Below are 13,572 nucleotides of genomic sequence, written 5' to 3' on the forward strand. Positions count from 1 at the left end.
CATGTCCCGCCGCTTCCCCTTCATCTTGCCCGAAATATTCCGGGGAAACGCGGTGCCCCGCACCGCGTGGGGGCTGGCCCCCTGCCCTCTATCCGCCAAGCCGCTCCCGCGCGGTCTCGTCGATCTTCAGCACCATGTCGAGCACCAGCGCCGCCGGGTCGAGGTTGACCGCCCGCGCATGCCGTGCCCGCGCGCCGAGGCTCTGGTGCAGCTCGGCCCAGGCCCGCGCGGCACCGGCGTCCGGCGCGAGACGGGCGAAGAGCTGCGCCTCGCCCGGCGCGGCCTCGGCACCCGTCGCCCCCAGCGCGCCGGCGCGGGCAAGGCGCGACAGGAACAGCTCCATGAGCGTGAGAAACAGCGCCAGCCGCTCCTCCGCCCCGCGCTGCGCCGCGCTTTCGGCGAGCCTCAGCGCCTGCGGCCGGTCGAGCCGCGGCAGCGTCGCAAAGAGCCCGACGATGGCGGCGTAGGTCTCCAGCCCGTCGAGGTTGGTGAGCCGGATCGCCTCGCCGACCGAGCCCCCCGCCAGCGCCGCGAGCGCCCCCGTGTCGCCCGCCTCCGCCCCCGCCGCCGCCATCGCCTCGGCGAGACCCTCCGGCGACAGCGGCGCGAGCCGCAGCTCCCGACAGCGCGAGCGGATCGTCGGCAGAAGGCCCGAGGGCTGGTGGCTGATCAGCAGGAAGGTGACCGCCGCGGGCGGCTCCTCCAGCATCTTCAGAAGCGCGTTCGCGGCCGCGGTGTTCATCTCGTCGGCCGGATCGACGATCACCGCGCGGCGGCCGCCATCGGTCGCAGAGAGCTGCAGGAAGCTCTTCATCCGCCGCACCTCGTCGACCGTGATTACCGTCTTCAGCCGCTTCTTGTCCTCGTCCCAGGCGCGGCGCAGCGCGAAGAGCCGCGGCTCGGCCCCGGCCTGGAGCCGCCGCGCGACCGGGTGGTCCGGAGCGATGTCGAGCGTGTCCGGCACTGGCGCGGGATCCCCGAAGAGCCCGCCCCCGGCCTCCTCCGGCGTGGCAAGGAGGAAGCGCGCGATCCTCCAGGCGAGCGTCGCCTTGCCGACCCCGCGCGGCCCGGTCAGAAGCCAGGCGTGGTGCAGCCGGCCGGTGCCGTAGGCGTCGAGAAACGCGGCTTCCGCAGCCTCCTGCCCGATCAGCCGCTGCGTGTCGCGCGGATGCGGCGCCCCCTCGATCCGGTCGGGTTCCGGATGCCCCGCTTCGCTCATGCCAGCGCCTTCGCCGCGATCGCGGCGACCTCGGCCGCGACCGCCTCGGGCGCGCGGTTGCCGTCGATAACAAGGCAACGGCCCGGAAACTCGGCGGCGAGCGCGAGAAAGCCCTGCCGCATCTGGCGCTGGAGGTCGGCGCCGAAATCCTCGAACCGCTCCTCGGCCCCGTTGCGGCCCTTGGCGCGCGCAAGCCCGAGCTCAGGGTCCATGTCGATTACGAAGGTCAGGTCCGGCTCGCGCCCGATCATCATCGCATGGAGCCGGTCGACGGTCGCCCGCAGGTCGCCGCGCGACAGCCCCTGATACATCCGGGTGGAATCGGCGAAGCGGTCGGAGATGACGATCTTGCCGGCCGCGAGCGCCGGCAGGATCGTCCGCTCCATGTGGTCCCGCCGCGCCGCCGTGAAGAGAAGGATCTCGGTCTCGGCCGACCAGCGGTCGGGATCGCCCTCGAGCACCAGCCGCCGGATCTCCTCCGCCCCGGGGCTGCCGCCCGGTTCGCGGGTCAGCACCACGTCATGTCCGGCACCGCGCAGATGGTCGGCCAGAAGCCGCGCCTGGGTGGACTTGCCCGACCCGTCGATCCCCTCGAAGGTTATGAACATCCCGCCCGTCAGCTTCCGATCTCGGCCATGACCCGGGTGGCGAGGATCCCGAAAGCGGTCTTGATCCGGGTCGGGAAGCCGCCCTTCGCCACCGCGTTCTCGGCCACCAGGGGGACGGTCATCGGCGGAATGCCCGGCACCTCGATCACCATGTCGGCGAGTTTCTGTCCCGCTTCCACCGGCGCCTCGATGGGCCCCGTGTACACGACGCTCGCACTCAGCTTGTCCTGCGCGAGCGAGGGCAGGAGCAGGGAGAGGTCCTTGCCGACGACGAGCCCCACGCGCGACGAGGACCCGAGCCAGACATCGGCCTCGGCGATCCGGGAACCTTTCGTGGCGACCGTCTTCTGGATGAACTCCCGAAACGCCCAGCTGGTGATCGCCTCGGCCTCCTGCGCGCGTTCGGCTTCGCTGGCCATCCCGGTGATGACGAAGACGATGCGCCGGCCGCTCTCATGCACGGCCGAGCCGACGAGCCCGTAACCGGCCTCGGACGTATGGCCGGTCTTCAGCCCGTCCGCGGTCCAGTCGCCGCTGCCGCCTGTCCGCAGCAGCGGGTTTCTGTTGCGCGAATTCGCCGGCACCCGATCCTTGTAGTTGTAGTCCGTCATGGCGAAGAACGGATAGAGGTCCGGGAACTCCGTGATCAGGCGGGTGGCGATCAATCCCAGATCGCGCGCGCTCATCTTGTGGTTCGGGTCCGGCCACCCCGAGGAGTTCGTGAAGTGCGATTGCGTCAGGCCCAGATCCTTGCCGCGCTGCGTCATCAGCGCGGCAAAGTTTTCCTCCGAGCCTGCCAGTCCTTCCGCGACAACGACACAGGCGTCATTGCCCGAGTTGATGATGATTCCGTGGATCAGCTCTTCGACGGTGGGACGGTCGTCGGGCTTCACGAACATCTTGGACCCGCCCATTTTCCAGGCCTTCGTCGAGACGGCAAACTCCGTGTCCATGCTGACCCGCCCATCCTTCAACGCCTCGAACAGCATGTTGATGGTCATGAGCTTCGACATCGACGCGGGCGGAAGCGGTTGGTCCGCGTTCTTTTCCAGAAGCACGGTTCCGGTTGTGATGTCATAGACCCAGGCAGCACCCGCAAGCGTTTCGAACGCGCGGGCCGGCAGGGCGGCCAGAAGGCCGAGGATCAGGAAAGCGGCAAGACGGGTCATTCTGGTATCATGCTCCTTCTTTATTTCGACACCGGGTAGGCGTCGGAATAGCCGAGCTTCTTGACCCGCGCGATGAGCGTGTCGCGCTCGGCGACACTCGCCGCGGGGCCGACGAGAACGCGCCAGATCGGCTTGCCGCCGCTCGTGCCGGTGCGAGCGGTCGCGGTCATTCCGGCAGCCCTGAGCTGGCTCGCGGCACTCTGGGCATTCGCCTCGGTGCTGAGGATCGCGACCTGGACATAGGGGCTTTTCGGCGCCGCCCCCGCGGCCGGCGCGGTGGCCGCTGCCGGTTTGGCCGCCGTGGCAGGTTTGGCCGCGGCCTCGCTCTCGGCGCGGTCGATCGCCGCGGCTGCGGCGGCCGTGACCGGCTCAAGCGTGGACTGCTCGATGCCAGAGCCGCTGTTGCTCGCCGCGGCCGGTGTTTCCACAGCGGCGGCGGGCGCCTCGGGCTTCTTGCGGAACAGGCCGAAGAAACCGCCGGTCTTGGGCTCCGGAGCGGCGGCGGCAGCAGAAGCAGCAGCCGGCGCAGTTGCAGAAGTTGCGGCGCCGGCCGCTGCCGGCTTCGCGGCTGGCGGCTCGGCCGCCTTCGCGGGAACCGCGGCTTCCGGCTCTGCCGGCGCCGCCGCCGGCACTTCCTTGGTGCGGAGCGCGACCACGCTCAGCTTGGCCGGCTGGCCGGCGAGCATGCCAAGCGCGTCGGCCGCGTCGGAAGAGACCTGAAGGCTCGGCCCCGGATTCTCGCGCTCACGCCGGAACAGCGCCCCGACGACGGACTTGCCGTTGACGGTATTGCGGATCATCACCCGTTCGGGATCGGTCACGGTCGCATGCGCCACCCAGACGCCACCGAGCGAGGGACGTCCGTCCCACAAGCCGTCGCCGGTCAGGTTGAAGACCTCCGGCGACTCGACATCATGCTGGACCGCCGCCGCTTTTCCTGTTGCGCCCGATGTCGGTCCGGCGCCCGAGGTCTGCCCAGTGTTCTGGCACCCCGCAAGTGCCACCATGGTCGCAATCACCACGCAGCCTCTCGCCATCGCCTGCCTATTCATCCTCGCCCCCGATTTCGCGCGAACTCTCCCGTCGCGCTTGGACTGCCAAGAAACAGAAGCCCGGAGGAACCCCGAAGGAGACCGCCCGACCTTCACGCCCAACCCTATGCGCCTTTGCCGCGCTTGCGCCGGATTGTAGCGGCTCGCCGCAGGCAAGAAAAGGCCAGCCATGTGTCCGGGCGGAAATCGGCGTGGGCCGCCCATCAGAATCGCCCGGCCCCCGGCAAGGCGGCGCCCCGGCAAGGCCTGGACAGGTGACTGCGCGGCCCGACACCATCTGGCGGACGGACCCTCCCGGACCCGCTGGACCGCGAAACCGGAAACGGGTAGAAGCTCCTCCGGTCGGGCCTGCGGGACGCGATCACGGCGATCGGGCTCCGGCCTCGATGACTGACACGGATGAGTGGCCGAGTGGTTTAAGGCACTGGTCTTGAAAACCAGCGAACCGAAAGGTTCCGTGGGTTCGAATCCCACCTCATCCGCCACAACTCTCTGATTAATAATGCAATATCAGAGACTTGTGCCAATTCCAGGGGTTGCCGCAGGTAACACATGGGGTTACACAAGGTGACACTGCTGTTTGAAATCGGGGCCTTCAGGGTTATGTGCAAGCACATCCAACTCAAGGACAACACTTGGTATTACCGAAGGCGGGTTCCTGAGGACGCTAGGAGCCTCCACAAGGATTCCAGGACAGGTAAGCCGAAGCCCCAGCTTTTCTTCAGCCTCAAGACAACAGACAAGGCCGAGGCGGCTCGGCTTGCGAACAGCCATACGAGGCGGCTTGATGCGCTTTGGAAGGCGCACAGGCAGGGTCACGGCAATGACGCCAATCCCAAGGTTTCCATCGCGATGCTGGAGGCTTACGGCTTGAAACCGGGTGACGCCAAGCGCTTCCCTGACCACGATGTCATTTCGGACTTCGTGGATAGCTTGGTTGCGCCTTATGAGCCGGATGACGAGCCGCCCCATGTCTCGCCTCAGGACCATCTCACCATTGAAATCCTCCGTGGAGCGCCCATTCCTCGGACGCTGACTGACGCCAGGGAGAAGCATTTCGAGCTTGGCAAGGGACCGAAGAACAAGGTGGGTGAGCAGCAATTCGACCGGGCATGGAACCTGCTGCTTGAGATCACGGGGGACATGCCCCTAGACGGTCTTCGCCGCGAACATGCGAACGAGTTTGTTCGGAGGCTGGTCGCTACCGGCGTCGGCGCAGAGACCATCAAACGCTATCTGTCGCAGGTCCGACCGGTCATCAATACCGGCATAAGGGAGTTTGAGCTTCAGGCTACGAACCCCTTTGTCGAGGTCACCATTCCCAATCGGGATGAAGGTCCTAGGAAGCCACGGGACGTCTACACGATGCCCCAGCTTGACGCGATCCAACAACGCTGCCGTGAGGTCGATGACCAGCGGCGCTGGGCGATTGCAATGATTTCGGACACGATGGCGCGTCTTGCTGAGGTCGCTGGGCTGCGCAAGGAAGACGTGATCCTAGATGATCCCATTCCTCACATGAAGCTTCGCTCCACCGAGGAGCGTCGCCTTAAGACCAAACAATCCGAGCGCCTTGTGCCTCTGGTGGGTGAGGCTCTTTGGGCGGCTCAGCGGGCCATGTCTACGCCTGGCGACTTCCTCTTTCCGGTCCTACATCCGAAGGACGCAGCGAAGCCCTTCAACGCCAATTCCGCCTCCTCGGCGCTGAATAAATGGCTGAAGGAAAACAAGCTCGCAAAGGACGGGCAAGGGCTTCACAGCTTCCGGCACACGATGCGGGATCGGCTCAGGGACGTCCTTGCGCCAGCGGACTTGATCGACCGCATTGGGGGCTGGAAGCGCCTTGGCGTTGGCGAGGGTTATGGCAAAGGGCATAGCTTGGAAATGATGCACACCTACATGCTGAAAGTCGTCAGGCCTGCACGGCAAAGCAGTCAAGAGGTCGCTTCGACGCAAGCAGCCTGAACCTCTCTTGGACCGATTCAATCGACATTCATCCCTGGACGTTGTGCGGGCCAAGCAAGGCCTGCCCAGCGCTTTGGGTGCTGGAAAGGACGAAAAATGGCGAACGACCTATCACTCAGTGGCCACGCGCGTCTCATCGAGACGTATACCAAGGACCATCTCAACAAGGCCAAGATGGCCGAGTTCCTCTATGTGCCGAAGACCGACGAGGCCAAGCGCTTCACTGAGGCACTCACGCGCCTGACCATTGAGCACGAGGTCAAAGCAAAGCCCAGGTCTCGTCAGCGTCGGGCGGACGATCTGAGGGCCTTTACGGGGGCTGTAGGGGCGTTTGCGGCAGACCTTCTCCGTAATGCAGGTAACTCCGAGGCCGCTGGCTTCATGTACAGATCAAGCGACAGAGAAGCCTTGGGAGACACCTTGGTCTCATCCCGGAGCTTCGATCTGTTGGTGGCCTTCTGGCCGGTCATGGGGCTTATCCAAGCTAGCGGATACATCCAAGCCAGAGAGGTCTGGGAAGGCGAGCCAATTGACGTGGGACACTATGTCAAAGCCCGTCGGTTCAGGGCTCTTCCCTCCCTCCTGTCGCTTGCTGAGGAATGCGGACTCACACCCGACACCATCCAAGACCACTTCTGCAAGGAGGAAGCACTTATCCGCCCCGTGACGGTGCGCGATGAGCGTTACGACGCGAAGGGAAAGCGGAAGCAGCCTCGGAACATTCGCCTAAAGGGTCCGAGCTACGAGGCGGAGGCCCAGCGCGTCAGGCGGCTCAACGGTATCCTCGCCAACGCCGGGTTTGACCTTGCGGAGGCTCCAAGGGTCTACCGCCTCTTCAACCGTGGCAATTGGCCAGGATTCGATTTCAATATGGGTGGTCGGTTTTATTGCTGCTCTGAGGGGGACTGGCAGCAGATTCCGAAGGAAGAGCGCGCATGGATCACCTGTCGGGGTGAGCCGACTGTCGAGATCGACGTGAGAGCAAGCCACCTCTTCATCCTCAGCGCTTTGAACGGGAGGAAGCTTCCGATTGACGAGGACCCCTATGACATCGAAGGCATCGACCGGGACGTGGTGAAAGGGCTGTTCTCAGCCATCGCTGGAAAGGGGGAGATTCCGACCCGGTGGCCGCAGAAGCTAGGCAAGGATTACGAAGCCAAGCGGGGTAGAAAGCTGGGCAAGACCTACAAGCTCAAGGATGTCATCGAGGCTCTGCTAAAGCGTCACCCCGTTATCGGCTCCATCCGCCGGGGAAGCCTTGATTGGGCTCGCCTACAATATGAGGAGTCGGAATGCTTCCTCGCTGCCATGCTGGAACTTGGAGACCACTTCCAGGTGGGGGCGCTTCCTGTCCATGATAGCCTTATTGTCGCCGAGCGGGACCGAGAGCTTGCCATAGACATTCTGGGGTTGGCCTACGAACGCCGGTTCGGTGCTCGTCCCTTCATCCGGGTTAAGTAAGGGGCGATGGGCTAAGGAGCTGTGGGGCTAAGGATGTTCTCAAGGAATGCCTCATTGAGGTGGATGCAGACATAGTTGGTACTCTCAGCGCAATGAAACTTGGGCCTTGAGTTCAGGGCTAATGTCTCTCTCTGAGTATACCTAATCGAGATAGATAACCCCCTTAATGACACTCTCTGGGCAGGACAGAGAGAAGACCATATAAGAACACTCAGGGCATTACCTTGAAACGTAAGGCCCTGAGTATCTCAGCCCCACACTATTTGGGTCCGGACTACTGGCAATTAAAGCGCCACATCTGCCCACCCGCCCAGAGACTCTGGGAGAGTCACTGAGGCGCATACAGCCGCCTCGGCGTGGGGGTGGCAGCCCAAATACAGAAGGCCGCTCCTGAGTCACCCCAGAGACTCTGGGAGGCCCCTGTCAGGCGTAGAACCTATTCCCGAAGAGACGCTCCACCTCTCCGGCCCGAGTCAGCCCCTTCGCTTCTAGTTCCTCGTCGCTCATTGCGTTCAGGCGTCGGAGAGCATCCATTCGAGGTCCCGCTTCGGCCATCATGATGAGGAACCTAGCGACCGCCATCAGAGGCGCGGTGACGGCACGGAGAATGCCGGAAAGAAAGGATGTGGTAGTAAGGCTTGCAGCGCGTTCCAATGGAAACTCCTTGTATGGTCACCGGATGTTTCCTCCCTGGTTGGTAGGTTGACTGCCTGAGGTTTCCTGAGCAAGGCGACTTAGGCGTAAACCCGCCTTGCGTTTGGAGCAATGCGTCCTGGACGCATCGCTGATGCGAACGTCTGCTTCGAGCCCTCTCCAGACCTCGGTGTCTCATGCAGCATTGGTCGCCGTGTGCGGCAAGCGGACATCTATTTTACGGACTCAGGGTGCACTTGCACCCTGAGTTCGCGCTGAAATATCATAATGTAGTCCGACCTCTTCCCGCATTACCTGGTGTTATTCGCATTTCAGGAGCTGGCCGGTAGGTTGGATCGGTATGTGATACGGTGGTGTTCTTGTACAGCTCACCGTCTTTCATGATGAGCTGCAACTTTTCCTCATCTTCAATAATTTTGATATCCTTCGTCGGATCACCGTCCCACAACAGGATATCCGCATAGGCACCCTCTTTGATTACGCCCAGTGGTCCCTCTCGATAGGGGTTTCTCGCTGGTCCAGACATTTCAAGGACGATCCCTGCATTCCCTGTAGCATGGCGCAGCGCCTCAATCGGCGCGAACTCGAACAACTCCACCTCGATGGTGATGTTTTTCTTCGTGATGGGCCACTGCTCAGCGAACATGTCGGAACCGCTAACAATGAACACGTCGTGCTCGCGCGCCCATTTCACCATTTGCAGGGTACCGGTATGAACCGACTTTGCCTTGCGGATCTGTTCAGGGGTGTACCACGGAACACTTTCCGGATTTGCAAAGGCAACTCCTGCCATATATCCCTGTAGTGAAAGGATAATATCTTCTTCCGCCATTCTCTTGATGGTTTCTTCCGAAACCAGAAAGTTATGCTCTATGACTTTGACGCCCGCATCAATCGCACGGTTGACCGCGTCATCACGATAGGCATGGGCTGCGACATAGGTTTTCTGGTCCTCGGCGATCGCAACGGCAGCTTTCATTTCGTCCAACGTAAGACTGATGACTTCAAGAGGGTCAAACTCTGTTGATACGCCGCCGCCTGGCATGACTTTCAGGAAAGCCGCTCCTTTTCGAAAGTTCCATCGTGCTTGCTTGATGACTTCGTCTACCGTGCTGGTCAGCGCGAGGTTGCCCATTAACACCGATTCATCCGGACCAAGGTGCTGGTTCCAACCGCCAACATCACCATGGCCGCCAAGAGGCCCGATCGGCGGGCCGGCCGAGTATATGCGCGGGCCCGTCATCCAGCCCATTCTCACGCCCTTGGCCAACCCGAGGGAATTGCCCCCGATATCCCTCACGGTCGTGATGCCTTTCATTAGGAGGTGCGCATACATGTTCTGCGCAGCGATGGCCCCGGCAGTGGCGAAATCGATCTCTTCGCCCGTCGAAAACAGCCCAGCGGGGCCGCCCAGCATAAGGTGCTGGTGCATATCGATGAACCCTGGGGTCATTGTGCGACCAGTGCCATCGATCACGATCGCGTTGTCCCCTGCTGCCAAGCCGCTCCCGATTTGTTTGATCAGGTTGCCTTCAACGAGCACATCCTGGCCCTCTAGCAGCGCATCGCTGCTGCCATCGAAGATGCTCACGTTCGTTATGAGGACTTGCCCGTTCTGGCCTTCTTGTGCGGCCGCAAGCGATGACGTCATCACCGTGAGAATTGCGGCAAAGATCCTACTAGTCGATGGTCTCATTTTCGTCTTTATCCTTGCTTGTCCTTCGCTCCGAGCGAAACGCGCCGTCAGTCATGCTGCTTTCGTCTCCCTCGCCAGCATCGCTGACGCGAAGCGCTCCTGTTTTGAGCATGCCAGAAGTTGACGAAGCCGAGGTGTCATTTAGAGTTGGCGCGAAAGATTCTTGCGACGAAATGACACTTGGAAGCGTTGTTTTGTTTGCAGCGCCTTGAACTGACCGACAGATGGCGCAACCTCCGAAGATCAGTTGGCACAGGAGCCGACATGACCAAACGACTTCCGCTCGCGAAGCTGAGCTTGTTGCGTCCCTTCGTTGCTGCGCTCAGCGAACGTGGGGTCGACCCCGAAATCGTGTTCGAGAGAGTCGGTCTAACCGAAGCCGCGGTCCTACACGGCGACGAGTCCGTGCACATTATGGTGGTCCACCAATTTCTCGAGGCTTGCGCCGATGCGGTGGAGGATTTGACATTCTGCGCGTCTGTCGGCGCGCGTCTGGATCCCAAGGGCTGGCCAATGATTGAAACTGCGCTCGCTGCAGGGGGCTCGCTGGCCGATTTTCTCTCGACCTTTGTCAGCCAGGCGAACGAGGTCGCAAGCTCGGTGACGACCTATCTGGAAGTCAGAGGAGGTCAGGCAACTTACGGCGAAACTCGTCTTTTTCACCCAACGATTTTGCCGGCACAGAACGACGGTTTTATGGTTGGCCTGGCCGTGACAATCCTAAGCAGCGTCCTTGGCCCCCGGTTCGACGCCGGCCAGGTAAGCATTATCCTCTGCAATCCAGACGTTCTCCCTGCCAGTTTTTCAGATTTCAAACGGCTCAAGGGCGACGAGATGGGCTTCCGCTTGAAGTTTCCCTCCAAGTGGCTTGCCCATTCTGTCGATCACAAGGCGTTGGGAAACTCAGTCGGTGCATGCAACCAGCCAGAAAACGGGAGCAACTTCCTCACCGACTTCCGAGCAATAATCGCGCATAAGATCGGCCAAGGCGGTCTCAGTGCCAATGACGCGGCCGCCCTGGTGTCAATGAGCCGAGCGACTTTGGCTCGGCGCCTTGCCAAGGAAAAGACGAGCATTTCGGATGAGCTACGTCGGGCCAAGATTGCTTTAGCAAAGGATCGTTTGCGTTCGAGCGACGACTCTGTGGATGAAATTGCGGCCGCGCTCGGTTACTCCGATCGCTCAAACTTCTCACGCGCATTCCGAGCGGCCGTAGGACTGAGCCCTCGATCCTTCCGATCACAGATCGATGCAAACGGAACCGATCCCAAGACGTGAAGCATGGTTCGAGATCATTTTTGTGATTGCGAAGCAAACATTCCTAACCCCGGCGCTATCGTTGGCTCGACGAGAATTAGATAGTCGGCTACTCGTCGGCTAGGCGACGACCGCCGAAGTCGCGAACTGCACATAGCGGCCTTTCAAGGGGAAGCACCGACCGGCAGTTTTGTCCCGCATTCCGGTCATTGCGAGCCCTCGGCTCGCCACGCCTTGAGCGACAACGGCCCGTCGAAAATCCAACAATAATAAGAGCAATAATAACCCCCGTTTTTTGAAGTCACTTCTCCAGACCCCCGCCCCCTTCCAACGCAATACGTTTCGTAACAGAGACTTAGCGTCCGCCAATAGGGCTTGCCCGTGTGTCAGGGTCAGAGGGAGTCAAAATAGGCCGACAATGGAGTGGGTTCTGACTTTTGGCAGACCCAGGGCTCCGACCTCTTAGACATCATTGGCAGACAGGAGACCGACAGAATGCTGATCGGATACGCAAGAACCTCGACCCTCGAACAGAAGGCGGGCCTGGAGGCTCAGAGAGAGTCACTGAGAGCCATAGGCTGTGAGCGGCTATGGGAGGAGCAGACAAGCTCTGTCGGCCCCAGGGAGGCTCTCAGAGCCGCTATGGAGTTCTGTCGGGAGGGGGATACCCTAATCGTCACCAAGCTCGACCGCTTGGCGCGCTCTGTGCGGCACCTGGGAGAAATCGTAGAGGCACTTGACGGTAAGCGGGTGGGGCTGAGAATCCTCGACCTTGGCCTGGATACTTCGAACGCCACTGGGAAGCTCATGCTCAACGTCCTGGGGGCCGTGGCTCAGTTCGAGCGAGAGATGATGCTTGAGCGGCAGCGGGAAGGTATCGCCAAGGCGAAGGCAGAGGGCAAGTACAGGGGACGGAAGCCGACGGCTAGGGCCATGGCTGAGGAGGTCAAGAGGCTTCTGGCTGAAGGGGTGAGCAAGCGAGAGGTTGCAAGGCAGCTTGGGGTGTCTGAGCGGTCGATCTATCGGGTGTGCTGAGAGATGAACGATGGGGGCTACGTGCCCCCATGGCTCGGCAAAGGCGGGAAGCGGAAGTTCGCTGCCCGCAGAGCAAATGTCTGCTTTCCTTACTTCCAGTTCGGCGCATAAGTTCGTGGGCTATAGACAGTAGTTATGCTGGTGGACCGCCGGATACCAATTTCCAGATGCCATCCCTGTCTTTCTCATATAACTGAGCCTTTCCCCAGCCTATTACTGGCGAATATTTATGTGCACAAATAACACAGATATTGCCCCACAAAGGGCCTCGTCCCGCCGCACAAGGACCATCTATCATGAATGGTTCGTCTCTCATTGGCCGTGAGCAAACATCACAATTGTCGATTTCGCCATGCCATTGAAGGTCCGGCCAACTCTTTTTTTTCCGCAGTTGCGATTGCTTTAAAGTGCTCAGTCGCCAGCTGATGACGGCGACCCATCACAAAAAACCTCTGTCCGGAGCACCAAGGAAAATTGGCGATGCCAAGGCAACCATAGCATCAGTGTCGATGGACGCTATGTGCACCAGAGCAATTGTTTTGAAGGTGCCAGAACTTAATGTTACCGAAGCTGTAGATGTCGTTAGCCACCGCGGATCGATCATGCAAATCAGCCGCCACCCATCGAATTTCCGATATATGATGCATTCCTGCTTTTTCCAGGCCTCTGGCACGGCGTCGGTGTAAGTGTCGAGGACCTTTTTGCTGCGAAAGGTAGCTTCGGGTGAGTACCAGTATTCGCCAACTTGCAGGTCGGCCAGCGCAGTGTCGTCACTCAGTTCGTTCGCATATAGGTCTTCATGGTTAAGCACGTTGACATAACCTGCCATGAGCCTGCCTGATCCCATGCCAAGGTCTCTGATGCTCCGAGCCGTGCCGAACTGTGGTTGAGGCAGAAAAATTGAATTAGCGGCCGCATACATATCCGCCCGGGGAACGTTGATGTATGACAAGTAATGAAATGGTGGACGGTCACCAACCACATCACCCAAGCAGTCGTCGACCCAATTGTAGTGCTCTTCTTGCATCCGCAACAGAACCTCCACGGGAAACCGCTTCGGTTGCTGATCTACTTCAGCATGGCAGTTTTTACAGAGTAGCATCACATTATTTGGAGCGGCCCTGCGTTGCGCGTCAAGACCACTTTCACCTCTCGGTCCATCCGCCGATGCAGCAACTATGTGGGCATCATCTCCAAGACGTGCCTTCTCACCGAACGCGTTTTCCAAGAACAACCGCATCTTACACTTGTTGCAGCATCCGCCCGAGCGGGCAATAATATGCCTCCGGTCCGCTTCAGTGATATTAACTCTTTGCAACACCATTTGATCTTCCGCGTCATCTCTAAGTTGGGGTGTGAGTTGTCAAAATTAATCTAACTCGTTCGAATGATTGTCAAAGAGCTTAGGGCTTTGATGCAAAACCGCATTGAATACATCCAAGTCTGAGCATGTAAA

General features: G+C 60.6%; 10 protein-coding genes and 1 tRNA gene. 5 read left to right on the forward strand and 6 right to left on the reverse strand.

The window, feature by feature from the left end:
* Positions 1–88 precede the first annotated feature (88 nt).
* The 4 genes from R5H32_RS03405 to R5H32_RS03420 are packed head-to-tail and all read right to left on the reverse strand — an operon-like array spanning position 89 to position 4,033.
* Complete coding sequence (locus tag R5H32_RS03405; protein ID WP_318337270.1) at positions 89–1,219, reverse strand: DNA polymerase III subunit delta'; 1,131 nt, start codon at positions 1,217–1,219, stop codon at positions 89–91.
* Positions 1,216–1,827: a dTMP kinase gene (gene tmk / locus R5H32_RS03410; RefSeq protein ID WP_318337271.1), complete on the reverse strand. Its 612-nt coding sequence runs from the start codon at positions 1,825–1,827 to the stop codon at positions 1,216–1,218. The genes R5H32_RS03405 and tmk overlap by 4 nt, the downstream gene beginning before the upstream one ends.
* An 8-nt stretch (positions 1,828–1,835) precedes the next feature.
* Positions 1,836–2,996 carry a D-alanyl-D-alanine carboxypeptidase family protein gene (locus R5H32_RS03415; RefSeq protein WP_318337272.1) on the reverse strand — a complete coding sequence of 387 codons (1,161 nt, stop codon included), beginning with the start codon at positions 2,994–2,996 and terminating at the stop codon, positions 1,836–1,838.
* Positions 2,997–3,016: 20 nt separating this feature from the next.
* Positions 3,017–4,033: an SPOR domain-containing protein gene (locus R5H32_RS03420; RefSeq protein WP_318337273.1), complete on the reverse strand. Its 1,017-nt coding sequence runs from the start codon at positions 4,031–4,033 to the stop codon at positions 3,017–3,019.
* A 412-nt stretch (positions 4,034–4,445) separates the two neighbouring features.
* Between R5H32_RS03420 and R5H32_RS03425 the strand changes: the two genes are divergently transcribed.
* The 3 genes from R5H32_RS03425 (at position 4,446) to R5H32_RS03435 (ending at position 7,474) form a co-directional block, all read left to right on the forward strand.
* Positions 4,446–4,533 (forward strand) — tRNA-Ser (locus tag R5H32_RS03425).
* An 82-nt stretch (positions 4,534–4,615) separates the two neighbouring features.
* Positions 4,616–6,013 (forward strand): DUF6538 domain-containing protein, encoded by a 1,398-nt coding sequence (locus tag R5H32_RS03430; RefSeq protein ID WP_318337274.1) that lies wholly within the window; start codon positions 4,616–4,618, stop codon positions 6,011–6,013.
* Positions 6,014–6,109: 96 nt separating this feature from the next.
* The gene (locus tag R5H32_RS03435) at positions 6,110–7,474 is read left to right on the forward strand and encodes a hypothetical protein (protein WP_318337275.1); all 1,365 of its coding nucleotides are present in this window, start codon (positions 6,110–6,112) and stop codon (positions 7,472–7,474) included.
* Positions 7,475–8,390: 916 nt separating this feature from the next.
* Here R5H32_RS03435 and R5H32_RS03440 read toward each other — a convergent pair.
* Entirely contained in the window at positions 8,391–9,779 is a 1,389-nt protein-coding gene (locus R5H32_RS03440; protein WP_318337276.1) for an amidohydrolase family protein, read from the reverse strand.
* 309 nt (positions 9,780–10,088) lie between these two features.
* Here R5H32_RS03440 and R5H32_RS03445 point away from each other — a divergent pair, with 309 nt between their 5' ends.
* Both R5H32_RS03445 and R5H32_RS03450 read left to right on the forward strand, forming a co-directional pair.
* A complete protein-coding gene (locus R5H32_RS03445; protein WP_318337277.1) occupies positions 10,089–11,102 on the forward strand; it encodes a helix-turn-helix domain-containing protein in 1,014 nt (337 codons plus the stop codon).
* Positions 11,103–11,576: 474 nt separating this feature from the next.
* Positions 11,577–12,116, forward strand: a complete 540-nt coding sequence (locus R5H32_RS03450) for a recombinase family protein (RefSeq protein ID WP_318337278.1) — start codon at positions 11,577–11,579, stop codon at positions 12,114–12,116.
* 439 nt (positions 12,117–12,555) lie between these two features.
* Here the strand turns inward: R5H32_RS03450 and R5H32_RS03455 are convergent, their stop codons facing one another.
* Complete coding sequence (locus tag R5H32_RS03455; RefSeq protein WP_318337279.1) at positions 12,556–13,218, reverse strand: hypothetical protein; 663 nt, start codon at positions 13,216–13,218, stop codon at positions 12,556–12,558.
* Between the last annotated feature and the right edge of the window lie 354 nt (positions 13,219–13,572).

The sequence above is a fragment of the Defluviimonas sp. D31 genome, from assembly GCF_033436765.1.
In the GTDB taxonomy this organism is placed as follows: domain Bacteria; phylum Pseudomonadota; class Alphaproteobacteria; order Rhodobacterales; family Rhodobacteraceae; genus Albidovulum.